This window comes from uncultured Limimaricola sp. (genome assembly GCF_964022235.1).
Taxonomy (GTDB): domain Bacteria; phylum Pseudomonadota; class Alphaproteobacteria; order Rhodobacterales; family Rhodobacteraceae; genus Limimaricola.
In genome coordinates this window covers 139,780-163,357 of record NZ_CAXHZL010000007.1, presented here as the reverse complement: position 1 = coordinate 163,357, position 23,578 = coordinate 139,780, and the positions used below count along the sequence as shown (strand labels likewise).

The following is a 23,578-nucleotide window of genomic DNA, read 5'->3' as shown; positions in this document are numbered from 1 at the left end:
TTCCATCAAGGGCGAAAGGCGCGAGCCTCGAAAGGGCGGCGCTCGGGGGAATCTCGCGGCGGCGGGGGTGCCCCCGACGACAAAGGCCCCCTTGGGGGGGGGCGTGTGGCGGCCGGGCGGGGCCGCGGTTGCGGGCGGCGGGGTCGTGATCCCGCCGCCCGCCCCGATCCGGGTGTCAGCTGCCGTGTTCGATATCGAGATCGAAGAAGGTCACCTGATCGAAATCGCGCTCGGGCTGGTCGCTGGTGTTGTTTTGCGAATAGGCCCCGGCCTTGAAATACATGAAGTCGTCGGCGACCGAGTAGCCGCTCTCGCTCATGTCGTAGGGCTCGGCCTCGATCCGGCTTCCGTCGTCGCGGGTGATCGAGACGTGCAGCATCGGATGGATCTCGCCATCCCGCTCTTCGCCACGCACCGCGATCTCGTAGGAAAAGGTCTCGTCGAGCGCGATACCGTCATCGGGGTTCTCGGCGTGGTTGCCGCGATCGCCGATCATCTCGACATAGACGTCGTCCTCGCCCACCGCCTCATGCGCGTAGTAGATCGAACCGAACTTGTTGCCCGGCAGCTTGCGATAATAGAGCCGGATCGGTTCGTCGTCCTTGGCGTGGATCTGGCCGATGATGACACGGCCGACCTTGCCCGCCTCGCCCATCCGCGTGACCTGATTGACCGCCAGCGTCGCGCGCATCACCCCGTCGACGCCGCCGGCCATGACCTGCGCCTCTTCGGGGGCCGAGGAAAACACCCAGTTGTTGGCCGTGGGCGTGCCGTCGTCGTTGCGGGTCGAGATGCTCTCGTCGCCGCGTCGCATCATCTCGCGCAGCTCCGAGCGGGTGTAGCTGGAGCCCGAGGTGGTGACGCCGCCCGGAACGGTGCGGAAGACCATGCCGCCGGTGACGGGATCGGTGTAGAAGAACCGCTCGTCGGAGTAGCCCGCGAGATCGGTCTCGGAGATCTCGTCGACCTTGCCGTTACCGTCGAGATCGGCGGGCAGGGTCAGCTTCCAGTAGGAGAGGTCGAAGTTCTCGCTCGGCGGCACGTCGATGCGCAGGTCGAGCCCGGTCTTGCTCATGTTGGCGACCCGTGCCGTGTCGCTGCCATCGCTCAGCTCCGCGATCTCGCCCGAACCGCAGCCAAAGGCCTGCATCTCGATCAGGCTGTTCCAGCCGCTGGATTCGTTGCCCTGCCCGGTGAGCCGCAGATAGCGCGCCTGCGTGGCGGGCACCTCGAAGGTTTCGATCGCGGTGGTCGTCCCGCCGCTCTGGCCGCCCTCGATCAGCGTGGTCCAGGCCTCGCCGTCCTCCGACGCCTCGATGTCGAACATCGTGCGGCGCTCGTCGCCCTTGTAGAAGGCAAGCCCGACCGCGCTCATCGTCTGCGCCTCCCCCAGATCAAGGGTGACCTGCTTGCCCGCCCCTTCCGAGGACCAGCGCGAGTCCGGGTCGAAGTCGTTGTCGAAAACCCGTTCGGGCCCGTACTCGGCGTCAAAGCTGCCATCGTCGACGGCAGCCTTGATGGCCAGAGGCGAGATATCGGCGCAGGCCTCTGGCGTGGCTGCGGCGGACTGGGTCGCGGGCCACAGCACGCTTGCGAGAATTAGCGCGGAGCCGCCGCGCAACCATTTGGTCTTGTTCATCTTATCGCTCCTCCCCGAGCGGTCGAACCGCGCTTGCGCGCAGACTGATTTAAAACTCGAACTTCGTGCCCCTCTTAGGACGCGATCTCCTCTTGCCGCGTGGCCGTCAAGGGCAGGATGGCCCCCGGCGTCGCGACCACGCGCGCCGCCATCTCATGCGCCTGCCGCAGGGCCGCGCCGACGCCGCGGCCCTCGATCCAGGCCGCGAGAAAGCTGCCGTTGAAGCTGTCGCCCGCGCCGGTCGTGTCGACGACCCGGGTCGCGCGCGCGAATTCCGGCACCGGCCCCTCGTGTTCGGGCACCAGAAGGCGCGGCCCCTGCCCGCCCCGCTTGAGCACGCACAGTGACATGCCATAGCCGCGCAGCCGTGCGACGGTCTGATCCTCGGTGCCGCCGAACAGCGCCATCTCGTCATCGACCGACGGAAATCCCACGTCGGTCACGGCCCAGGCCGCGGCAACGCTGCGCTGCGCGGTGGCGGCGCTCTCCCACAGGCGGGGGCGGTAGTTGCTGTCGAAACAGATCAACACGCCTGCGCGCCGCAGCTCGGCCAGCCGGTCGAGCAACGCCTCGCGGATTGCGGGCGACAGGATCGCCAGCGTGATCGCTGACAGGCAAATATGGGTCGCGCCATCCAAGGCCGAGAAGTCCGGCGCGTGGTCGGGGCCGAACATGTGCCGCGCCGCCGCCGCGTCGCGCCAATAGGCAAAGCTGCGCTCGCCCTCCGCGTCGGTCTCGATGGCATAAAGGCCGGGGCCGCGATCTGGATCGGTGCGGATGCGCGCGATACCGACGCCATGCGCCGTGACAAATCTTCGAACCCGGTCGGAAAACCGGTCCCGCCCCAGCGCCGTGACCAGCTCGACCTGCGCCGGACCGGTGAGGCCCCGGCGCAGGTAGATCGCCGCGTTGAGCACGTCGCCCGCCACACCGAGGCGGGCGGTGTCGCCGTCCCTTGGCACCGACAGCTCGATCATCGGCTCCCCGACGAAAAGGACGACAGGCGCGGTCATCCCCTGAGCTCGGCGGGCAGCAGCGCGGCGGGGATGTTCTGATAGCTGACAGGCCGCAGGAAGCGGCGGATCGACAGCGTGCCGACCGAGGTTGCGCCGAAGTTAGTCGAGGCCGGATACGGCCCGCCGTGAACCATCGCGTCGGCCACCTCGACCCCGGTCGGGAACCCGTTGGCCAGCACCCGGCCCGCCTTGCGCTCGAGCGTGCGCAGCAGCGGTGCCGCGGCCTCGGCGTCCGCGTCCTCGATCTGCAGCGTGCAGGTGAGCTGGCCTTCGAGTTCGCGGGCCACGTCGCGCATCTCCTCGACGGTCTCGGCCAGCACCACGACGCCCAAGGGGCCGAAGGCCTCCTCGTGCAGCGTCGTATCCGCCAGCCAGTCCGCGGCGCGGGTCACGAACAGCGCGGGCGAAGCGTGGCGCGGGTCGCTCTCGCGGGCGATGCGCGTTTCGGCCCGGCCATTGGCGACCATGGCATCCCGCGCGGAGCGGAAGGCGGCGGCGATGCCCGGCGTCAGCATCGGCTGATCGGGGGCGGCATCGAGCGCCTCCTGCGCCGCGTCGATGAAGCTCTCGGCGCGGTCGCCCGCGGGCAGCACCACGACGCCGGGGTTGGTGCAGAACTGGCCCGCGCCCATCAGCAGCGAGGCGGCCCAGCCGGTCGCGATCTCGCCGCCGCGCGCGGCCAGTGCACGGGGCAGCACAAAGACCGGGTTGATCGAGCCCAGCTCCCCGAAGAAGGGGATCGGCTCGGGCCGCTGCGCGCACAGATCAAACAGCGCGCGACCGCCTGCGAGCGATCCGGTAAAGCCCACGGCGCGGATCAACGGATGGCGCACCAGCGCCTCGCCCACCGCGCGGTTGCCGCCCTGGATCTGGCTGAAGACGCCCGGGTGCAGCCCTTCGGCCACCCGCGCCGCATCGACGGCCTGCGCCACGATGTCGGCGACGCCGGGGTGCGCCGAGTGTCCCTTGACCACCACCGGGCAGCCGGCCGCCAGCGCCGCCGCCGTGTCGCCACCGGCGCTCGAAAAGGCCAGCGGGAAGTTCGAGGCGCCGAACACGGCCACGGGGCCGATCGGCCGCTGCATCAGCCGCAGCTCGGGGCGCGGCGCGGGCTGGCGCTCGGGCAGCGCCGCGTCATGGCGCAGATCGAGGTGCTTACCGGCCTCGACGTGATCTGCAAAGAGGTTGAGCTGGACGATGGTGCGCCCGCGCTCGCCATTGAGCCGCGCTTCGGGCAGGCCGGTCTCGCGCATGCCGATCTCGGTGATCTGGGCGCCGCGCGCCTCGATCTCCTGACCGATGCGGCGCAAGAAGGCCGCACGCTGCGCGCCGCTGGTGGCCGAGTAGCTGTCGAACGCGGCTTCGGCGGCCTCGCAGGCGCGGTCCACGAGCTCGGGCGTGCCCGCCTGAAACCGGTCGGGCGCGCCGTGGATCGGCTGGTTCTCGAAGGTCGCGGTGCCGTCGAGCCATTCTCCGGCGATCAGGTGTTGGGTCTTGAGCATGGATGGGCTCCTTGTCAGGTGTCGTCGAAGGGCGGCGGGGCCCGGCGCGGTCGCCTCGCTTGTGGATGCGGCCGTGGCTTCGGGGCGAAAAGAGGTGGTCGGCGGGCTCACGCGCGGCGCGGCGGGCCGTGAGGCTGGCAGACCGTGGCCCGCGAAGGCGGCCACGGCGCAAACCAGATACTCGTCACGACTTGGTCGGGGCCACCCCGGCGGGGCGGCCCCAATGGAGCATCACGAAAACAGCATGCCGCCGTTGATGTCGACATTGGCCCCGGTGATGAAGGCCGCCGCAGGCGACGCGAGGAAGACGGCGAGATCGGCCACTTCCTCGGAGGTGCCTTCGCGCTTGAGCGGCGTGTTGCCTGCCACCATCTTGCGCACCTCGGGCTTGGTGAAGATGTTGTGGAAATCGGTGTCGATCATGCCCGGGCAAAGCGCGTTGACGCGGATCGCGGGGGCCAGCTCCTTGGCCATGCCACGGGTCATCGTCATGATCGCGCCCTTGGCCGCGCCATAGGCCAGCGCGCCGCCGCCGCCGCCGTCGCGGCCCGCTTGGGAGGCCATGTTCACGATCGAGCCGCCCTCGGTCATATGCGGCAGCGCCGCCTGCACCAGCAGCAGCGCGGAGGTGACGTTGACGTCCATCACCGCCTGCCAATGCTCGACCGTCAGCTCGGGGATGGTCTTGCGCGCAATGAGCCCGCCGGTGATCGGCATGACCACGTGGATCGGGCCGTAGGCCTCGGCGGCGGCGGTGACGAAGGCCTTGACCTGCGCGGGGTCGGTCATGTCGCCCTGCATGGCGAAGGCTTTGCCGCCCATCTCTTCGATCTCGCGGACGGCGGACTCGGCACCGTCGCCGCTCTTGTAGTAGTTGATCGCGACATTGGCGCCCGCCTTGGCGAGGCGGATAGCGCAGGCGCGGCCGATATCGCGGCCACCGCCGGTGACGATCGCGGTTTTTCCGGTGAGATCCATGTCGTGTTCCTTGGATATGAGTGGATTGGCGCCGCCCGGACCCTCGGGGCCCGAGCGGCGAAGGGTGTCAGGTCCGGGCGAGCTTCTTCACCACGCGCTTGAAGGTGCGCTCCTCGGCGTCGGTGAAATACAGGTCGCAGTCGTAGCCCTGATCGTCGAGGAAGTGGAACACCCGCTTGGGCGCGTCGAGCCGGTAGGGCACGAGCAGCGTCGCGATCCGGTGGCGCGTCGCTTTGGGAAAGCGCGCGGTCAGGCAGGTGCTCTCGGGCAGGCCCTCGTACTCCTTGGGGTCGACCCCGGCAAAGCCGGTCTCCTGGCTCAGGCGCGGCATCCCCGCCTCGGACCAGACGACCTGCCCGTAAAAGCCCGCCGTCTTGCCCGAGTAGCGGAACGAGGCCTGCCCCAGCTCGTAGCGGCCATTGGCGTGCAGCAGCCAGTCGATTGAAACCGGAGTCTCGGCATCGATGCAATCGACGATGACGAAGTAGCTGTCATGCACGAAATGCACCTCGCGGGTGACGCTTGTCACCTCGGGGCTGAGCGAGCGGTAAGCCTCGGTGGCGTCGCCGTGGATATAGATCTCCTCGCCGCGATCCTCGGCGGTGATGATCTTGCCGGTCGCCGCCATGGCGCGCGCCTTGTCCTTGTCGGCGTATTGCCCCTTGCCGTCGATCAGGATCGCGTTCTTGGAACGCGTCTGCCGCCGCCAGCCTTGGTGCATGGTCGAGTTGAAGGCGACGTAATGCCCCGACTGGATCGCCAGATCTTCGCCGAAAGCCGAGAGGCAAAAGGCGTTCTGGTCGCCGTGGCTGTGGCTGATCGAGCCGAAAGGCGAGGATTTCATCACGAACTGCAGATGCCGCTCGGGGTCGTCCATGTGGCTCTGGATCGCGGCCCAGCCGATGCCCTTGAACCAGCGCAGCCGGTCGTTCGGCCCCGGTGCGGCGCCCTCGACCTGCGGCCAGTCGTGCCGGTACATCAGGTCGTCGAAATTGAGATCCCACCAGCCGTAGTTGTAGAACGCGCCCTCGGTGCCCGGATCGTTGCGGCAGATCTCGTCGAAGTACCACTGGTAGGCCGGGTTGCCGGTGACGCCGGCATATTGGCGCAGGTTATAGCCGATCTTGAGACAGGGCAGATCGCCCATGGTGCTGTCATCGCCGAAGGTGGCGCGGCGGGTGTCGGGCGCCTTGGTGTAAAGCGGGAAATCCCCGGTGTTCTGGAAGAAGGGCCGCTCGTAGAGGTTCAGGCCGGTGAAGGATTTCAGCAGGTTGGCCGCCTCGACCAGATAGGCCATGCCGGTCATCCAGTAATGCGGCCCCTCGGCCCAGCCGCCGTCCTTGTCGCCCCAGGGCGAGTAGACGGTCCAGAGGAATTCGATCGAATAGTCGAGCCACTCGCGCGCCTCGGGCTCTTCGTCGAGAAGTGCTATGCAGGCCGGGACCAGTACCGCCGAGACCGAGCGCACGGCGTGGCTGTCGTAGGGAAAGAGGTGGATGTGCGCGTGACGGATCACGTGGTCGGCGACCTCGCGGGTGCGGATCAGCAGGGCGGTGCGGACCCGCGTCTTCTCGTCCTCGTCGAGCACGTCGTGCAGCCAGTCATAGCCCCAGGCCAGTGCCACGGCGACGCGGAAGGCCCACTCGTCGGTGTAGCCGCGCGAGGTGGTGCCCGCCGGATCCCAGTCGGCGGCAGACAGCAGCCATTCCTTGGAACGCGCGACCATCGCCTCGTCTTCGAGCACCTTGCCCGCGATGGCGAGGTGGCGGATCGCGTAGATCAGCTCCTGACAGTCTATATAGGTCTGACGCCAGATCGGCGCGGTGCGGGTATTGTTGGGGTATGGCGCGGGCTCGGCCATGATCTCGCGGTCGAGCCACGGCGCGACCGACTTGTCGAAGAAGGCCTGCCAGTTGCAATGCTCGGGATCGGCGGCGACATCGCGGCGGAACGCCTTGAGCTCCTTGGGCCCGAGCCAGAGGCGCGGATGCGCCATGTCGGCCCGCGCATAGCGGTCGGCGCGCGAGGGCAGCGGCGTCTCAGGCAGGTCATCGGCCAGATCGAAGGCGCGCGACACGCTCCAGCGGCTGGCGGGGCGCTTGGCCTCGGCGTCCCACACCGCGTAGGACCAGTGGTAGCGGCCCGGCGGCAGCGCCGCGTCGGGCGTCATGAAATTGAGCGGCAGGTCGGTGAAAAGCTGCGTCGCGGCATCGCCATACTCGGGGTCGGTCGAGAGGCGCAGCACGTAGCGCGCTGCCTCGTCGACCACCGGCAGCCATGTGAAGCGCGGCGGGTTCTCGGCGATCTCGGCCCCCTCGTCGGGGGCATAACGGATGTTGAGCCGGCCGGCGGCAGGTTCGTCGAGATAGGCGGTCTGTTGATCGGCGGTCATGGTGGCCATGCGCTTGCATCCTTGGTCGAAGGGGTCGGACTGAGGTCCGGGAGGGCGCGATCGCCCCCCCGGAGCCGGTGCGTCAGCTGTCGTACTGGCGCTCGTAGGCGGAGTTCATCACCTCGAGCACGTCGCTCAGGCCGCGCTTGTCGAGCTGGGCCATGTAGTCGTCCCAATCGGCTTCGATGTCGCCGGTGCCCAGGATCCAGGCCTGCTGGCGCTCGAGCATGTAGGTCAGGATCGAGGGCCAGTAGCGATCATAGACCGCCTGCTCTTCCTCGTTGAGTGTGACGCCAAGGAATTGGTCGATCAGCAGGTCGTTCTGCTCGTAAAGCTCGATGCCTTCGCGCGCCGCGTCGGAGGTCCACTGCAGCTCGTAGGCATAGTCCATGTAGTAGCCGCGCGGGATGCCCGCCCCGATCTCCCACATCTGGCTGTTGACGGGCTGATCGGCGGTCAGCACCGCGTCGGTGAACACCGGCTCGCCGTCGACCATCTCGTAATGCTCGCCCTCGACGCCGAAGTTCGACAGGCGGCGACCCTCTTCGGTGAACCAGAAGTCGAAATACTTGATCGTCTCGACGGGATGCTCGTTGGCGTAGCTGATGGCCCAGCCATCGGGCTTGAGCGGGGTGCGGCGATGCTCTTCAAGACGGGTGCCGCTGATGCTCTCGGGCGGCAGCATCGGCGCGAAGTCGAAGCCGGGCACCTTTTCCTGAAGCGTCTCGTTGTAGCCCGCGGTCGAGGCGAACCAGTCATGGGTGATGCCGCCGAGGTTCTCCGACAGAAGGTACTCGCGCGCGCTGGTGCCGCGGGTGAAGACCTCTGGATCGATCAGCCCCTCCTCGTACCACTGGGCGATGTTCTTGATGCCCTCGCGGTAGCCTTCGGTGGCGTAGGGGTGCTTGATCTCGCCGTTGTCGACATAGAAGTCGTGATAGGTGTCAGAGCCCGTCGAGCGGCCGTCCCACAGGGTGACGAAGCGAATGAGCTCCTCCCAGTGGCGCAGGAAGATCGGAATCTCGTCCTTCTGGCCGTTGCCGTTGGGATCCTGATCGCGGAAGGCCACCAGCACCTTGTAGAGATCCTCGACATTGTCGGGCCGCTCCAGCCCCAGCGCGTCGAGCCAGTCCTGACGCACGAACCAGGCGCGGCCGAACTCGCCATCGGGCAGGTAAGGGATGTAGTAGATCTCGCCGTCCCACGACGCCATCGCGTCGCGCAGCTCGGGGCGCGCATCGAGCACGGCCTGGATGTTGGGAGCATGCTCGGCGATCAGATCGCCCAGCGGCAGGAAGGCGCCCTCGGGGCCGTACTGGTTGACCGGGTCCTTGATCCGGTTGCCGCCGACGATGTCGGGCAGGTCGCCCTGCGCCAGAAGCAGGTTCATCGCCTCGTTGTGGTCGGGCGTGTTGCGCCCGGCGGTCGCGTCAACAAGGTGGATGCCCGTCATCTCGCGCGCCGCCTGCTCGACCGGATAGTCCTCCTCGTAGCCCTGGTTGCGGGGCCAGTGGAAGTGGATGCTGAGTTCGAGCGGCTCTTCGACGATGCGCAGATGCTCGTCTGCGAAGCCGGGCTGGGCCAGCATGGTGGTGGCCAGGAACGCGGCGGACAATGTGGATTTACGCATGGTTCTCCTCCCAAATCGCGTGTTTGTCTTGCGGGTCATTCCTTCACGCCTCCCAGAAGGATGCCCTTGTTGAAGTACTTCTGGACCCACGGGTAGATCAGCAGGACCGGAATGATCGAACAGACGATGATCGCCGCCGTGACCGTCTCGACCGAGTAGGCCGCGCTGATCAGCGTGCTGGTGAACTCCTCGTCGTCCGACAGCTCGGCGATCAGCTGGCGCAGGTAGACCTGCAGCGGGATCTTGTCCTCGCTCTGAAGCAGCACCATCGCCCAGAAGAAGCCGTTCCAGCGCGCCACGATGCAAAACAGGGTGATCGTGGCGATGGCGGGCTTGGACAGCGGCACATAGACCTTCCACAGCACCTGGAACTCGTTGGCGCCGTCCATCCGCGCCGCCTCCTCAAAAGAGGACGGGATGGATTCAAAGAAGTTGCGCAGCAGGATGATGTTGAAGGCGTTGAGCGCGAAGCCGATGATGATGCCGAAGTAGCTGTCGAGCAGCCCGAGATCGCGCATGTTGAGAAAGAACGGGATGAGCCCTGCGTTGAACCACATCGTGAAGGCCACGAAGAGGTTCCAGAACCGCCTTCCGATCAGCTGCGGGCGCGACAGCGCATAGGCGCCGGGGATGATGATCAGCAGGCTCACCGCCGTGCCGCCGAAGGTGTAGATGAAGGTGTTGGCGTAGGAGCGCCAGAACTCCGGCTCGCTCAGCACGCGCTCATAGGCCGCGATGGTGAAGTTCACCGGGGTCAGCACCACCGTTCCGGCCGCCGCGGCAAAGCCCGAGCTGAAGGAGACGGCGGCGATGTAGATGAACGGGTAGAGCGTCGAGATCGTGAACAGCCCCACCAGGACCATGTTGGCGATGACGAACCATTTGTCGCCGCGGGAATAGAGATTCATCTTCATGGCTTTGCCCTCCTCACCACAGCGACGTGCGCGACACGCGCTTGGAGATGGTGTTGGCGGTCATCACCAGAACGAAGGCGACGACGGCGTTGAACAGGCCGGCCGCGGCGGCGAGGTCGTATTGCCCCTGCTGCAGGCCCTGGCGGTAGATGAAGGTGTTGATCACGTCCGCCGTCTCGTAGGTCGCGGGCTGGTAGAGCAGGATGATCAGCTCGAAGCCCACTTCGAGCAGGTTGCCGATGCGGATGATCAGCATGATGATGATCGTCGGCAGGATCGACGGCAGCGTCACCTTCCACACCATCTGCCAGCGGCTGGCGCCATCGACCACCGCGCTCTCGTAAAGCGAGGGGTTCACGCCCGCGATCGCCGCGAGATAGACGATCGACTGGAACCCCGCCTCCTGCCAGATGCCCGAGCCCACGAAGATCGGCCGGAACCATTCGGGCTTGGTCAGGAAGTAGATCGGATCCATGCCGAACCATTCGAGCACGGTGTTGACGATGCCCGCCGATGGCGAGAAGGCCGTCATCACGATACCGGCGATGATCACCGTCGAGATGAAGTGCGGCAGGTAGACGATGGTCTGCGCGGTGCGCTTGTAGGTCTGGTTCAGGATCTCGTTGAACATCAAGGCGAGGATGATCGGCGCGGGAAAGCCGAACAGCAGCGTGAAGAAGCTGATGACGACGGTGTTCTTGACCGCCCGCAGGAACTGGTCGTTGCCGAACAGCGTCTGGAAATGCTCGAAGCCGATCCAGGGGCTGCCGTCGATGCCGCGGAAGATCGAGTAATCCTTGAAGGCGATCTGCAGGCCGTACATCGGCTTGTAGAGGAACAGCAGGAACCACAGGATCGTCGGCAGGAGCAGCACGTAGATCTGCCACTCGCGCTTGAAGTGATCGCCAAGCCCCGTGGCCCGGCGGCGAACCCGATCGCGCAGCGCCTCTCGCGCCTCGACGACCAGCTCCTCGGTCGAGGGACCGATATGCTCTTGCTGGCTCATGCCGCCACCCCCATCCGGGCGGCTCCCAGCACCCGGCCGGTCTCGTGGTCGAAGACCTTGATCCGCTCGGGCAGCACGTGAAAGGCATCGACGCCGCTCAGATGCGCGGTGTCGCCGCCGGTCTCGGCCTTGATGACGAAGGGCACCTCGCCGATCGAGCTGTGAAGCAGCGCCTCGGAGCCCAGCGTCTCGATCAGGTCGAGATCGACCGGCACCGTGGAGGCGCCCGGCAGGGGATCGATCGAGGCATGCTCGGGGCGGATGCCGATGACGACGCGGCGCCCTTGGGCGTGGCGCAGGCTCTCGAGCGCCGGAAGCGCGATCCGCGCGCCGTTGGCGATGGCCACGGGGCCGCGATCGCCGGTCTCGACCACCGCCTCGAACTGGTTCATCGGCGGTGAGCCGATGAAGCCCGCGACGAAGGTGTTGACGGGATTGTTGAACAGATCCATCGGCGTGCCGATCTGCTCGATCCGCCCGTCGCGCATCACCACGATGCGGTCGGCGAGCGTCATCGCCTCGACCTGGTCATGGGTGACATAGACCGAGGTGACGCCGAGCCGCTTGTGCAGGCGCTTGATCTCGGCGCGCATCTGGGTGCGCAGCTTGGCGTCGAGGTTCGACAGAGGCTCGTCGAAGAGGAACACCTCCGGGTGGCGCACGATGGCGCGGCCCATGGCGACGCGCTGGCGCTGGCCGCCCGAAAGATCGGCGGGGCGGCGGTCGAGATAGGGGGTCAGCCCGAGGATGCCCGCGACCTCCTCGACCGAGGAGGCGATCTCGTCTTTGGGCGTGCGGCGGATGCGCAGGCCGAAGGCGATGTTGTCGGCGACGCTCAGATGCGGGTAGAGCGCATAGTTCTGGAACACCATCGCCACGTCGCGATCCTTTGGGGCGACGCGGTTCACCACCCGGTCGCCGATGCGACAGGTGCCATCCGAGATCTCCTCGAGTCCCGCGATCATGCGCAGGGTGGTGGACTTGCCACAGCCCGAAGGCCCGACCAGCACCACGAATTCCTTCGGCGCGATCTCGAGATCGATACCGTGGACGACTTCGAGCGCTCCGTAGCGCTTTACGATTCTATCGAGCTTGACGCCTGACATGTCCCCTCCCTTTCGGCCCCGGTGTGAAGCACTGGACAATGATGTAGCGGATTCGTCAGTCCCGATCAATACAAATATTGACAACTACCCGGCCATCGGGCAATCAACTTGTAACAAGCTGTAGCCGCACTGGAAAAACACGATGAAGATCCGCTCGGTAAGGATCACACCCGTCGCGGTGCCTGATGTTCCGCTGCTCAACCTCAAGGGTGTGCATCAAGAGGTGTTCCTGCGATCGATCATCGAGGTGACCTGCGACAGTGGCCGCGTCGGCATCTCCGAGAGCCATGGCGCGACGCGGACGCTGGACAGCCTGAACCGCGCCGCCGAAAGCCTTGTCGGGCTGGATATTTTCGATCTGAACGGGCTGCGCCACCGGATCAATGAGGCGCTGCCGGACGCCGGTGGCATCAACGTGCCGACCGCGCTTGCCGATCCCAGGCTGGTCGATGTGGTCTACGGCGCCTTCGAAGTCGCATGTCTGGACCTTCAGGGCCAGCACCTGGACCGGCCGGTCTGCGACCTGCTGGGCGGGGCGGTGCGCCGCCACGTCCCCTACGGCGGCTATCTGTTTTACAAATTCGCAAAACCGGCCGGACAACCGGGCGAAGACCTCTTCGGTGAGGTGATGACGCCCGAGGCCCTCGTGGCCGAAGCGCGGGCGATGGTGGCCGAGCACGGCTTTGGCTCGCTCAAGCTCAAGGGCGGCGTGCTCGAGCCCGAACTGGAGGTCGAGACCCTGCTGAAGCTGCGCGAGGCTTTCCCGAACGCGCCGCTGCGCATCGACCCGATGGGCGCGTGGTCGGTCGACACCGCGATCCGCCTGTCGCGCAAGCTCAAGGGCGTGCTCGAATACCTAAAGGATCCGACGCCGGGCCTGGACGGCATGGCCGCCGTCGCGCGGTTCAGCCCGCTGCCTTTGGCCACCAACCTCGTGGTGGTGGCGTTCGAGCAGGTGATCGAGGCGCTGCGCAAGGATGCGGTCGCGATCGTGTTGTCGGACCATCATGACTGGCAGGGCATGACCGGGGCGCTGCATCTGGCGCGGATGTGCCGCGCTGGCGGGCTAGGTGTGTCGATGCACTCGAACGCGCACCTCGGCATCAGCCTCGCCGCGATGACCCACACCGCCGCGGCGATGCCGAACCTGACCCATGATTGCGACACGCATTACCCATGGGTGCAGGACGAGGTGATCAAGGGCGGCAAGCTGCGCTTCGACAAAGGGCGTCTCGCCGTCCCGACGGGCCCCGGCCTCGGCGTCGAGATCGATCAGGAGGCGCTGGCGCGGCTGCACGCGCTCTACAATTCCGTGGGCCTGCGCGCCCGCGACGACACCGACGAGATCCGCAAATACATCCCCGATTTCGAATGCCGCGTGCCCAGATGGTGACGCGTGCGACACCCCCCGAAGAGGAGACGACAATGCAAGTGAACAGCGACACCCCCGACGCCTGGATGACCTCCGGCCCCGGCGCGCAGCGGCGCATCCTGTGCGAGGACGCCGACCTGATGATGGTCGAGTTCCGCTTTGAAAAAGACGGGGTCGGCCTGCCGCATCACCATCCGCATGTGCAAACGACCTATGTGACCTCCGGCCTGTTTCGCTTTACCGTGGCCGGTGTCACGCGCGATCTCGGCCCCGGCGACGCGATGCTGATCCCCTCGAACGCCGAGCATTCCTGCCTGTGCCTCGAGACCGGCGTGCTGATCGACGCCTTCACCCCGCGCCGCAACGATTTCATGGAAGCGCACGGCCTGCCGATGGGCTGAACGCGAAGGGCCCCCGCCGCGGCGGGGGCCCATCAACAGGCGGGGCGATGAACCGCCAGCACGATCAGGCGGGGCCGATGTCGCCTTCGAATACGCGCCTGCGGGCGTTCTCGATATGGCTGCGCATCGCGCGCCGCGCCGCCTCGCCGTCGCGCGCCGAGATCGCGGCGAAGATCGCGTCATGCTCGGCCTGCACCATCGCCAGCCGCTCTTGCGACTTGATGAGGGACAGGTTGCGGGTGAGGTTCAGGCCGGTGAGGATATTGGCCTTCATCGAGTTGCGCGCCGACATGAAGTAGTGGTTGTCGGAGGCCGCGCAGACGGCGACGTGGAACGCCTCGTCGGCATCGACGCCAAGCTCGCCGGTGCGCACGCAGCGGTCCAGCTCCTCGAGCGCGGCCTGGATCTGGCGCAGTTCGCGCTCGGAGCGGCGCTGTGCCGCGAGATAGGCCGCCTCGCCCTCGATCGCGGCGCGGAATTCGAAGGTGCGCTGGATGTCGGCAATCGAGCCGATCGGCGCGAAGTCGAGCACCGCCTCCTCGGGCTTGCGCCGCACGAAAGAGCCGGAGCCTTGGCGCGACACCACGACCCCGTCCTCGCGCAGCTGCTTGAGAGCCTGACGCAGCACCGGGCGCGATACCCCCATCTCCTCGCTCAGCTCATGCTCGGTGGGAAGTTTTTCGCCCACCGGGAACTCGCCCTGCACGATCCTGGCCAGCACGTTCTCATAGACCGTGTCGGCCAGCGTCCGATCGCCCGACTCGCGGGCGGCCCGAACCGGGGCCGCCTGCTTGGTCGCTTGCGAGAGCACAACTTTGGCCCCCTCGGGGGTCTCTTGCGGGGGGAGCTCTATCGCCCGTTTGCCTGTCGCCATGCGCTGTACTTCCCCTTGGTGGCCGGATCGGTCGGCGGATAGAGACCGAAGGTCGAAGCGCCCTTCTGAACCTCCTCCATCACGAAGTCCTCGAAAGAGGTCATCTCGACCGCCTCCTCGGCGACCTCATCAACAATATGCCTTGGAATGCATACTACTCCCTCGTTGTCCCCGACAATGACATCGCCGGGAAAAACCGACACGCCGCCGCAGGCGATCGGGTCGTTGACCGCCACCGCGTGGTGCTTGGTGAGGTTGGTCGGCGCGCTGGGGCGCGAATGATAGGCCGGCATCTCCAGCTCGGCGATTTCGGGAGTGTCGCGAAAGCCACCGTCGGTGACGATGCCCTGACAGCCGAGCTGTTGCAGCCGGGTGGCCAGAATGCAGCCCGCCGAGGCGGCGGTCGCATCCCCGCGCGAGTCGATCACGAAGACCGCCCCCTCGGGGCATTCCTCGACACCCTTGCGCTGCGCGTTGTTGCGATCGCCAAAGCTTTCGAGCACGTCGAGGTCCTCGCGCGCCGGGATGTAGCGCAGCGTATAGGCCAGCCCCACCATGTTGCGCCCCGCCCGGAGCCGCTGCGGCCCCTGCAGGTAGATGTTGCGAAACCCGCGCTTGAACAGCGCCGTGGTCAGCGTCGCCGTGCTGACCTGCATGAGCCTCGCGTGGGTCTGTGCCCCAAGCGCCGTCATCTCCATCGTCCCCTCCTGTCGCCACGCGGCCATTGTCTGAGTTGTCAGGGGCAATCTAGCGGGACAGGGTGCCTCTTGTCAACATTTGTAATTCTTATTTTGACAAGATGGGCCGGGAGACCAGTCTTAGTCATCGCCCAAGGGGGCACAACATCGCGATTTCAAGGCCTATCCCAAGGCATATACAAATTTTGTTGCTTGTTTTTGTAAATTTGACTACCGCTTAATAATTACAAGTTTGAGGGAGGAACCGAACATGTCCATCAAGACCGTCCTGACCGGCTGCGTCGCAGCCATCGCCCTGACCGGCACCATGACCACGCTCGCCGTGGCCGAGGAATGGCGCGGCTGGAACATCCACGTCGAGGATTACCCCGTCAGCCACGGCATGGAGCGCTTTGCCGAACTGGTGGCCGAGCGCACCGACGGCGCGCTCACCGGCAAGGTGTTCCACTCGGGCGTGCTCGGCTCGCAGCCCGACGCGATCGAGCAGCTGCGCCTTGGCGTCATCGACTTTGGCGTGTTCAACCTCGGGCCGATGGGCCAGGCCGTGCCGGAGGCCAACGTCACGCTGCTGCCCTTCATCTTCAAGGACATCCCCACGATGTACCGGCTGATGGACGGCGAGGTCGGCGAGGCGATCGGCGAGGGCATGCGCGCCCGTGGTATCGTGCCGGTCGGCTGGTACGACGCCGGCGCGCGGTCGTTCTACAATGGCGAAGGCCCGATCGAGAGCCCCGAGGACGTCGCGGGCATGAAGGTCCGGGTGATGAACAACGACCTGTTCGTCGGCATGATCGAAGCGATGGGCGGCAATGCCACGCCGATGGCCTTCGCGGAGGTCTATCAGTCGCTGAGCACCGGCGTCGTCGACGGCGCCGAGAACAACCCGCCCTCCTACGAATCGACCAACCACTACGAGGTCGCCAAGTACTACTCCCTGACCGAGCACCTGATCATCCCCGAGTGTCTGTGCATCAGCCTCAAGGCTTGGGACGCGCTGACCCCCGAGCAGCAGGAGATCGTCGCGGAGGCGGGCCGCGAGAGCGCCGAGCTCGAGCGCGAGCTGTGGCAGGAGCGCGAGGCGCAGAGCCTCGAGACCCTCAAGGGCGCCGGCGTCGAGATCAACGAGATCGCCGACAAATCCGCGTTCCAAGAGGCGATGGCCCCGGTCTACGAGGCCTATGTCACCGATAACCCCGAGATGGCGTCGCTGGTCGACATGATCCGCTCGGCCGAGTGACCGGCGCGGGCGGGGCATCGCCCCGCCCGGCCTTCCTAGTATCGGGACATTCCCCATGATCGACCGCCACCGCCTCACCGCCCGGCTCGATATCGCGCTGCGGCTCCTGCGCGACGCCTGCATCCTCGTGGCCTCGCTGTGCCTCGTGGTGCTGATCGCCAGCTTCGGCTGGCTGGTCTTCGGCCGCTACGTGCTCAACGCCACGCCCACATGGGTCGAGCAGCTGTCGCTGCTGCTGGTGGGCTATATCACCTTTCTCGGCGCCGCCGCGGGGCTGCATGACGATGGGCACTTGGGCGTCAGCTTTCTGCGCGACAGCTTCGGGCCGCGCGTGGCAGCGGTACTGCGCAGCGTGTCGGATCTGGCGCTGGCCGCCTTCGGGCTGGTGATGTTCTCGGCCTCGACCGAACTGGTCCAGTTCGGCTGGTCGTCGAACCTGCCGATGCTGAACCTGCCCGAAGGGATGCGCGCCATTCCCGCCGCGATCTGCGGCCTGCTCGCGGCGCTGTTCTGCGGCACCCGCGCCCTGCGCCGGCTCTTGGGCGACACGCCCAGCACCGACGCCTTTGCCCTGGAGGAGATCTGATGGGACTCGCGGTACTCTTGGGGGCCTTCGCGGCCACCGTTCTGCTCGGCGTGCCGGTGGCCTTCGCGATGGGCATCTCGGCGGCGCTGACCTTCTGGTTCGAAGGGCTGCCGTCGCTGATGACCTTCCAGCGCACGATCTCCGGCATTTCGGTGTTCTCGCTGCTGGCGATCCCCTTCTTCATCTTCGCGGGCGAGCTGATGCTGCACGGCGGCATCGCGCGCAAGCTGGTGCATTTCGCCGGCACGCTGGTGGGCCATATCCGCGGCGGGCTCGGATCGGTCAACATCCTGTCGAGCATGCTGTTCGGCGGCATCTCGGGCTCGGCCATCGCCGACATCTCGGCGCTCGGCTCGCTTTTGGTGCCCACCATGAAGGAACGCGGCTACCGCCCCGACTATGCGGTCAACGTCACCGTGACCTCCTCAATCGCGGGCATCGTGATCCCGCCCAGCCACAACATGATCATCTTCGCCATCGCGGCGGGCGGCGGCGTGTCGATCTCCAAGCTGTTCGTCGCGGGCGTGGTGCCCGGCATCCTGATGTGCCTGTGTCTGGCCATCGCGGCCTATGTGCTGGCGATCCGCCACAACTACCCGGCCGAGGCGTTTCCGGGCTGGCGCGCGGTGCTGATGTCGGCGGCCGAGGCGATCCCCGGCCTCGTCACCGCGATCATCATCATCGGCGGCGTGCTCTCGGGCGTATTCACCGTCACCGAATCGGGGGCCTTCGGCGCGCTCTATGCACTGGCGCTCACCGCGCTGGTCTATCGCAGCCTGAGCTTCGAGGATTTTCGCATCGCCGTGGTCAACTCGGTGCGCACCACGGCGATGGTGATGATCCTGATCGGCTTCGCGGGCTCGTTCGCCTATCTGCTGGCGCTCTATCAGGTGCCGACCCGGCTGAGTGAATTCCTGCTGGCTCTGACCGAGAGCAAGATCCTGATTCTGCTGATGATCAACGCAATCCTGCTGCTGCTTGGCATGATCATGGACATGGCGGCGCTGATCCTGATCTGCACGCCGATCTTCCTGCCGATCGCCAAGAGCCTCGGCATGGAGCCCGAGCAGTTCGGGATCATGCTGCTGATCAACCTCGGCCTCGGCCTGTGCACGCCGCCCGTCGGCACCTGTCTCTTCGTGGGCTGCGTCGTGGGGCGCATCCGCATTGAAGAGGCGGTGCGCACGATCTGGCCCTTCTACATCGCCATCGCCGGGGCGCTGCTGCTGGTCACCTATGTGCCATGGGTGTCGCTGGGCTTGCCCGCCCTGATGGGGCTGTGACCCGAAGGGGCTGAGACCGTGCTCCCCCGCACCGCCGGACGCGCCCTTGAGGCGTCCGGCGGTGCCCTTGGTTCAGTGCGGCCTCACCTGCTCCAAGGATTGCGCTATGTCTTCGGCCAACAACCTCAGCGCTTCGGGATCGCCGCCCCGATGCGCCTCGATCCGCAGCGCGGTCATGTCGGCCTGATAGCGCCGCGCCAGCCGGGCCGGGTCGGCCCCCTCGGGCAGCTCTCCCGCCGCCCGCGCAGCATCGAAGATCGCGACGATCTCCGCCGTCATCTCATCGAGATAGCCGCGCGCCCGCGCCCCGATCACCGCGTCCTGCTCAGTCACGTCGAGCAGCGTCTTGACCAGCATGCAGGCGCGATGGCCGGATACCTCGGCCTGTTGCCGACCGAAGCCGCGCAGATGATCGGCCAGCGCCCCGAGCGGCGAGCCGCCCCGCGCCGCCAAGGCGCGAAGCCCGTCGCGGTTGCGGTGGAAATACCGCTCCAGAGCCGAGAGATAGAGCCCCTCTTTGCTCTTGAAGGCCGCGTAGATGCTGCCAGGCTTCATGCACAGCACGCCTTCGAGATCCTTCAGCGACGTCGCATGATAGCCCTTCTGCCAGAAGAGGTTCAGCGCCGCGTCCAGCGCGATGTCGCGATCATAGGGTCGGGCTCGTGTCATGGCTCAGAAGATAGGTCTTCGAATGCGGTTTGTCCCGCCTTGTCGATGCCAAGCCAAGATCACGCTTGAGTGATCGCTCAAATCGGGCATTGAGCGATCACTCAAATGGGTTATGTTGCCGATCATCCCGGGTCGCATGGACCCCGCCAGGACAAGGACACCGACATGACCGAATTCACCTTCCACGACGAAACCACCGCCCCCGAGGAAAGCCGGCCGCTGCTGGAGAAGTCCAAGGCCGCCTTCGGCCGCCTGCCCGGCCTGCACAAGGTGATGGCCGAGGCGCCCGGCCTGCTCGAAGGCTACCAGAAGCTCCATGAGCTGTTCGTGAACTCCAGCTTCGACAAGGACGAGCTGACCGTCGTGTGGCAGACCGTGAACGTCGAGAACGCCTGCCATTACTGCGTCCCCGCCCACACCGGCATCGCCAAGAGCATGGGCGTCGACGACGCGATCACCGACGCGCTGCGCGACGGCACGGCCCTGCCCAACGCCCGGCTCGAAGCGCTGCGTGACTTCACGCTCAAGCTGGTGCGCCAGCATGGCAACGTCGCCGACGCCGACGTGCAGGCCTTCCTCGACGCGGGCTTCACCAAGCGCAACATCCTCGAGGTGATCCTTGGCTACAGCCAGAAGGTGATGTCGAACTACACCAACCACCTCGCCGAGACGCCGGTCGACCAGCCGTTCCAGAAGTTCGCCTGGGCGCCTGCCTCCAAGGCCGCCTGAACCGCACCGCCAAAACGCGACAGGCCCGCACCAAGCGTGCGGGCCTGTTATCCACCGTTGCCCGTCATAGGCGGCCTTTGGTCAGTGCCTCGGTGTCTCGAACGGCAGGCCGCGCGGCTTGGGCTCCACCGCCGGGGCCTCGTCGGCCAGCACCTCGGGCAGCACGAGGTTCAGGATGATGGCGAGGAAGGCCGCGGGCAGCAGGCCCGAGGTCAGCAGCACCCGCGCCGTCTCGGGCAGATACTGCACCGCGTCCGGCTCGAGCTGAAGCCCGAGACCGAGGCTGAGAGAGACCGCGAAGATCACCATGTTGCGGCGGTTCCAGTCGACATCCGACAGCATCGACACGCCCGCCGCCACCACCATGCCGAACATCACGATGACGCCGCCGCCCAGCACCTCGATCGGCACGGTGCGGATCACGCCCCCGACCTTGGGCACCAGACCGCAGATGATCAGGAAGATCGCGCCGCAGGTGACGACGTGGCGGCTCATCACGCCGGTCATCGCGATCAGCCCGACGTTCTGGCTGAAGGACGTGTTGGGCAGGCCACCGAACACGCCGGCGAGCGCGGTGCCCAGACCATCGGCATAGGTCGCGCCCTCGATCTCGCGATCCGTGGCCTCCCGCCCGGCCCCGCCCTTGGTGATCCCCGACACATCGCCCACGGTCTCAACCGCCGAGACGAAGGCCATCAGGCAAAAGCCCAGGATCGCGGCGACGGTGAAGTCGACGCCATAGCGGAACGGGTCTGGCAGCGCGAAGGCCGCCGCGTTGGTCCAGGAGCTCGCGATCGCCTCTGTCGTCAGGATCCCCACGGCCAGAGCGTAGGCGTAGCCCGCGAGCAGCCCCACCAGCACCGCCGACACCGCGAGCATGCCGCGCGCGAAGAACTTGAGCCCCAGCGTCACGAGGATCACCACGAAGGCCGCCGACCAATTGAGCGCCGAGCCGTATTCCGCAGCCCCTGCCGCCTTGGCTGGCACGCCGCCCGCCGCGTATTGAATGCCGACCTGCACCAGCGCCAGACCGATCAGCGTCACCACAAGGCCGGTGACCAGCGGCGGCAGCGCGAAACGGATGCGGCCGATCACGAGGCCGAGGCTGCCATGGAACAGACCGCCCACGACGATGCCGCCATAAAGCGCGGCCAGCCCGTCGATGCCCTTGCCCGCCACAAGCGGGATCATGATCGGCAGAAAGGCAAAGCTGGTGCCTTGGACGATCGGCAGCGCAGCACCAACGCGGCCCACGGTGATCGTTTGCAACAAGGTCGCGATGCCGGCGAACAGCATCGACATCTGGATCAGGTAGAGCAGTTCGGGAAAATCGGGCGAGTTCGAGCCAAAGCCGAAGCCCGCCGCCCCCGCCACGATGATCGCGGGCGTGACATTGGCCACGAACATGGCCAACACGTGCTGGATGCCCAGCGGGATCGCCTTGTAAAGCGGTGGGGTATAATTGGGGTCGCGCAACTGCGCGGGCGTTCCGATCGAGGCGTCGGCCATTCCTGTCTCCCTGATTTGGAGCGACCCCGGTCTTGGTGCCGGATGCCGCGGTCAGCCGGTGACGTGCCAGGGCACGCTGAACCGGTGTTCTTCGAGGTTGGCACCCGGCCCGATGCGGTCGACCACCGCAAAAAGACCGGGGGCGGCGAGCGGCGTCAGCACACCGTGCCATGTGTTGCGCAACAGGTTGACGCCCTGACCGGGCGTCGTCACGAAGGCGCGGGGCCGACCGGGCACACCGTTCTCGTCCGGGGCCACGATGACCAGAAAAGAGGCAAGGCTGAGCGGAAGAAAGGCTTGGCTGCCATCGGGGTGCCGCTCCACGAGGTCGAGCGTGTAGGGCAGCGCGCGCGGCTCGGCGTCGAACACCGAGATCCCGGCGCGGCCTTCATCGCCAAAATCGAGCCGCGCGAGATCGTGGTGCCGCCCGCAGAGCCCCGCGTTGATGATCTTGTCCGGTGCCCCCGCCGCTTCGATCACGTCGCCGAAGGGGGCGAAGGCCTCACGCGTCAGCGGCTCGGTGCGGATCTCGCCGCTCATGACAGCATCGCCTTCAGCCGGTGCATCGCAATCCTCTCGACCTGATGGCAGGCCTCGGCGAACTCGGTGTCGCGGCTGCTGTCAATGCGCGCCTCGAAGGCTGAAAGGATGCCGGCCTTGTCGTGATCGCGCACCGCGATGATGAAGGGAAAGCCGAACTTGGCCACATAGGCGTCGTTCAGCTCTGTAAACCGCGCGCGTTCGGTATCGGTGAGCGCGTCGAGCCCGGCGCTGGCCTGCTCGGCAGTGCTCTCCGCCGTCAGTCGCTTGGCCGCCGCGAGCTTGCCAGCGAGGTCGGGGTGGGCGGTGAGCACGCCGAGCCGCTCCTCATCCGACGCCGAGCGAAACGCCCGCGCCAGCGCGTTGTGCAGGCCCAATGCCGTGTCATGCGCGGGGCCAAGCTCCAGCCCGTGCGCACGCTCGGCCACCCAAGCCGAATGCTCGAACACGCCGCCAAATCGGTCGACGAAGGTCTCGCGGTTCATTTCGGAGGGCCGCTCGCGCGACACGGGCGGATGCACCTTGGCCCAATGCTCGGCGATCTGAAGCCGGGTGGCGAACCACACGCCCTCATGGCCCTGCGCATAGTCGATGAAGCGCCTGAGCGCCTGCGCCCGGCCCGGCCGCCCGACAAGGCGGCAGTGCAGGCCTACCGACATCATCTTGGCCGCGCCTTCGGCCCCTTCGGCATAGAGACAGTCGAAGCTGTCCTTGAGATAGGAGAAATACTGATCTCCCGAGTTGAAGCCCTGCGGCGTGGCAAAGCGCATGTCGTTGGCGTCGAGCGTGTAGGGCACGATGAGCTGGTCGCGGTCGCCGAAGCGCGACCAGTAGGGCAGGTCGTCGGCATAGGTGTCGGCGGCATAGGCAAAGCTGCCGTTCTCGGCCACCAGACGCACCGTGTTGTCCGAGGACCGGCCCGTGTACCAGCCGCACGGGGCCTCGCCCACGACCTCGGTGTGCAGGCGGATCGCCTCTTCCATGTCGGCGCGCTCGGTGGCCTCGTCGGCGTCCTTGTACTCGATCCACTTCAGACCGTGCGACGCGATCTCCCAACCGGCATCCTTCATCGCCGCCACCTGTTCGGGGCTGCGCGCGAGCGCCGATGCCACGCCGTAGACGGTAATGGGCAGATCCTTGAGCATCCGGTGCAGCCTCCAGAACCCGGCGCGCGCGCCGTATTCATAGATCGACTCCATGTTCCAATGCCGCTGACCGGGCCAGGCCGCGGCGCCGACAATCTCGGACAGGAACGCCTCCGAGCCCGCGTCGCCGTGCAACACGTTGTTCTCGCCGCCCTCTTCGTAATTGAGCACGATCTGCAGCGCGATCTTCGCGCCATCGGGCCACTTCGGATCGGGGGTGTCGGCGCCATAGCCGATCATGTCGCGGGGGTAGCGGTTCACACGGGTTCTCCTGTTCTTGCCGGAACCATACCGTCCCGGAGCCGGTCGAATTCTAAGAATTAATTTGAAGGAGTGTCGCGGCACGGCACCC

At 66.5% G+C, this 23,578-nt stretch carries 21 protein-coding genes; 6 read left to right on the top strand and 15 right to left on the bottom strand.

The features are described from left to right. Positions 1 to 175: 175 nt before the first annotated feature. The 9 genes from AADJ02_RS11015 to ugpC all read right to left on the bottom strand — a co-directional run bounded on the left by AADJ02_RS11015 (position 176) and on the right by ugpC (position 12,183). On the bottom strand, positions 176 to 1,639 hold the full coding sequence (locus AADJ02_RS11015) for a polysaccharide lyase family 7 protein (protein ID WP_341213056.1): 1,464 nt from the start codon (positions 1,637 to 1,639) through the stop codon (positions 176 to 178). A gap of 74 nt (positions 1,640 to 1,713) precedes the next feature. Further along, positions 1,714 to 2,616 (bottom strand): sugar kinase, encoded by a 903-nt coding sequence (locus AADJ02_RS11010; protein ID WP_341213055.1) that lies wholly within the window; start codon positions 2,614 to 2,616, stop codon positions 1,714 to 1,716. A gap of 32 nt (positions 2,617 to 2,648) precedes the next feature. Further along, the gene (locus AADJ02_RS11005) at positions 2,649 to 4,157 is read right to left on the bottom strand and encodes an aldehyde dehydrogenase (NADP(+)) (protein ID WP_341213054.1); all 1,509 of its coding nucleotides are present in this window, start codon (positions 4,155 to 4,157) and stop codon (positions 2,649 to 2,651) included. Positions 4,158 to 4,388: 231 nt separating this feature from the next. Then, positions 4,389 to 5,135 carry a glucose 1-dehydrogenase gene (locus tag AADJ02_RS11000; RefSeq protein WP_341213053.1) on the bottom strand — a complete coding sequence of 249 codons (747 nt, stop codon included), beginning with the start codon at positions 5,133 to 5,135 and terminating at the stop codon, positions 4,389 to 4,391. A 67-nt stretch (positions 5,136 to 5,202) separates the two neighbouring features. Beyond that, complete coding sequence (locus AADJ02_RS10995; protein ID WP_341213052.1) at positions 5,203 to 7,536, bottom strand: DUF4962 domain-containing protein; 2,334 nt, start codon at positions 7,534 to 7,536, stop codon at positions 5,203 to 5,205. A 73-nt stretch (positions 7,537 to 7,609) separates the two neighbouring features. Continuing rightward, positions 7,610 to 9,157, bottom strand: a complete 1,548-nt coding sequence (locus AADJ02_RS10990) for an extracellular solute-binding protein (RefSeq protein ID WP_341213051.1) — start codon at positions 9,155 to 9,157, stop codon at positions 7,610 to 7,612. Positions 9,158 to 9,192: 35 nt separating this feature from the next. Further along, a complete protein-coding gene (locus tag AADJ02_RS10985) occupies positions 9,193 to 10,071 on the bottom strand; it encodes a carbohydrate ABC transporter permease (protein ID WP_341213050.1) in 879 nt (292 codons plus the stop codon). Between the two features lie 13 nt (positions 10,072 to 10,084). Next, positions 10,085 to 11,077 carry an ABC transporter permease subunit gene (locus AADJ02_RS10980; protein WP_341213049.1) on the bottom strand — a complete coding sequence of 331 codons (993 nt, stop codon included), beginning with the start codon at positions 11,075 to 11,077 and terminating at the stop codon, positions 10,085 to 10,087. Continuing rightward, entirely contained in the window at positions 11,074 to 12,183 is a 1,110-nt protein-coding gene (ugpC, locus tag AADJ02_RS10975) for a sn-glycerol-3-phosphate ABC transporter ATP-binding protein UgpC (protein WP_341213048.1), read from the bottom strand. Before ugpC ends, AADJ02_RS10980 begins: the two co-directional genes overlap by 4 nt. 142 nt (positions 12,184 to 12,325) lie before the next feature. On the opposite strand from ugpC, the gene AADJ02_RS10970 reads away from it, so the two are divergent. Further along, entirely contained in the window at positions 12,326 to 13,576 is a 1,251-nt protein-coding gene (locus tag AADJ02_RS10970; RefSeq protein ID WP_341213047.1) for an enolase C-terminal domain-like protein, read from the top strand. A 32-nt stretch (positions 13,577 to 13,608) separates the two neighbouring features. Beyond that, a complete protein-coding gene (locus AADJ02_RS10965; protein WP_341213046.1) occupies positions 13,609 to 13,956 on the top strand; it encodes a cupin domain-containing protein in 348 nt (115 codons plus the stop codon). Between the two features lie 64 nt (positions 13,957 to 14,020). Here AADJ02_RS10965 and AADJ02_RS10960 read toward each other — a convergent pair whose 3' ends face one another. Next, positions 14,021 to 14,767, bottom strand: coding sequence for a FadR/GntR family transcriptional regulator (locus tag AADJ02_RS10960; RefSeq protein WP_341213045.1), 747 nt, complete (start codon positions 14,765 to 14,767; stop codon positions 14,021 to 14,023). Positions 14,768 to 14,805: 38 nt separating this feature from the next. After that, positions 14,806 to 15,528 carry a ribonuclease activity regulator RraA gene (locus AADJ02_RS10955; RefSeq protein ID WP_341213044.1) on the bottom strand — a complete coding sequence of 241 codons (723 nt, stop codon included), beginning with the start codon at positions 15,526 to 15,528 and terminating at the stop codon, positions 14,806 to 14,808. A 250-nt stretch (positions 15,529 to 15,778) separates the two neighbouring features. Here AADJ02_RS10955 and AADJ02_RS10950 point away from each other — a divergent pair, with 250 nt between their 5' ends. From AADJ02_RS10950 to AADJ02_RS10940, 3 genes are read left to right on the top strand one after another with little or no spacing between them, the layout of a single operon-like run. Beyond that, positions 15,779 to 16,765 (top strand): TRAP transporter substrate-binding protein, encoded by a 987-nt coding sequence (locus AADJ02_RS10950; RefSeq protein WP_341213043.1) that lies wholly within the window; start codon positions 15,779 to 15,781, stop codon positions 16,763 to 16,765. A 55-nt stretch (positions 16,766 to 16,820) separates the two neighbouring features. After that, positions 16,821 to 17,351: a TRAP transporter small permease gene (locus AADJ02_RS10945; protein WP_341213042.1), complete on the top strand. Its 531-nt coding sequence runs from the start codon at positions 16,821 to 16,823 to the stop codon at positions 17,349 to 17,351. Further along, positions 17,351 to 18,634 carry a TRAP transporter large permease gene (locus tag AADJ02_RS10940; protein ID WP_341213041.1) on the top strand — a complete coding sequence of 428 codons (1,284 nt, stop codon included), beginning with the start codon at positions 17,351 to 17,353 and terminating at the stop codon, positions 18,632 to 18,634. Before AADJ02_RS10945 ends, AADJ02_RS10940 begins: the two co-directional genes overlap by 1 nt. 72 nt (positions 18,635 to 18,706) lie before the next feature. Here AADJ02_RS10940 and AADJ02_RS10935 read toward each other — a convergent pair whose 3' ends face one another. Next, positions 18,707 to 19,303 (bottom strand): TetR/AcrR family transcriptional regulator, encoded by a 597-nt coding sequence (locus AADJ02_RS10935; RefSeq protein WP_341213040.1) that lies wholly within the window; start codon positions 19,301 to 19,303, stop codon positions 18,707 to 18,709. A 165-nt stretch (positions 19,304 to 19,468) separates the two neighbouring features. Here AADJ02_RS10935 and AADJ02_RS10930 point away from each other — a divergent pair, with 165 nt between their 5' ends. Further along, the gene (locus AADJ02_RS10930; protein ID WP_341213039.1) at positions 19,469 to 20,032 is read left to right on the top strand and encodes a carboxymuconolactone decarboxylase family protein; all 564 of its coding nucleotides are present in this window, start codon (positions 19,469 to 19,471) and stop codon (positions 20,030 to 20,032) included. Positions 20,033 to 20,113: 81 nt separating this feature from the next. On the opposite strand, the gene AADJ02_RS10925 is transcribed toward AADJ02_RS10930, so the two are convergent. Genes AADJ02_RS10925 through puuE form a run of 3 tightly spaced genes read right to left on the bottom strand, consistent with a single transcriptional unit; the run spans position 20,114 to position 23,487 of the window. Next, on the bottom strand, positions 20,114 to 21,541 hold the full coding sequence (locus tag AADJ02_RS10925) for a nucleobase:cation symporter-2 family protein (protein WP_341213038.1): 1,428 nt from the start codon (positions 21,539 to 21,541) through the stop codon (positions 20,114 to 20,116). A gap of 51 nt (positions 21,542 to 21,592) precedes the next feature. Further along, complete coding sequence (locus tag AADJ02_RS10920) at positions 21,593 to 22,081, bottom strand: ureidoglycolate lyase (protein WP_341213037.1); 489 nt, start codon at positions 22,079 to 22,081, stop codon at positions 21,593 to 21,595. After that, entirely contained in the window at positions 22,078 to 23,487 is a 1,410-nt protein-coding gene (gene puuE, locus AADJ02_RS10915) for an allantoinase PuuE (RefSeq protein WP_341213036.1), read from the bottom strand. Before puuE ends, AADJ02_RS10920 begins: the two co-directional genes overlap by 4 nt. Between the last annotated feature and the right edge of the window lie 91 nt (positions 23,488 to 23,578).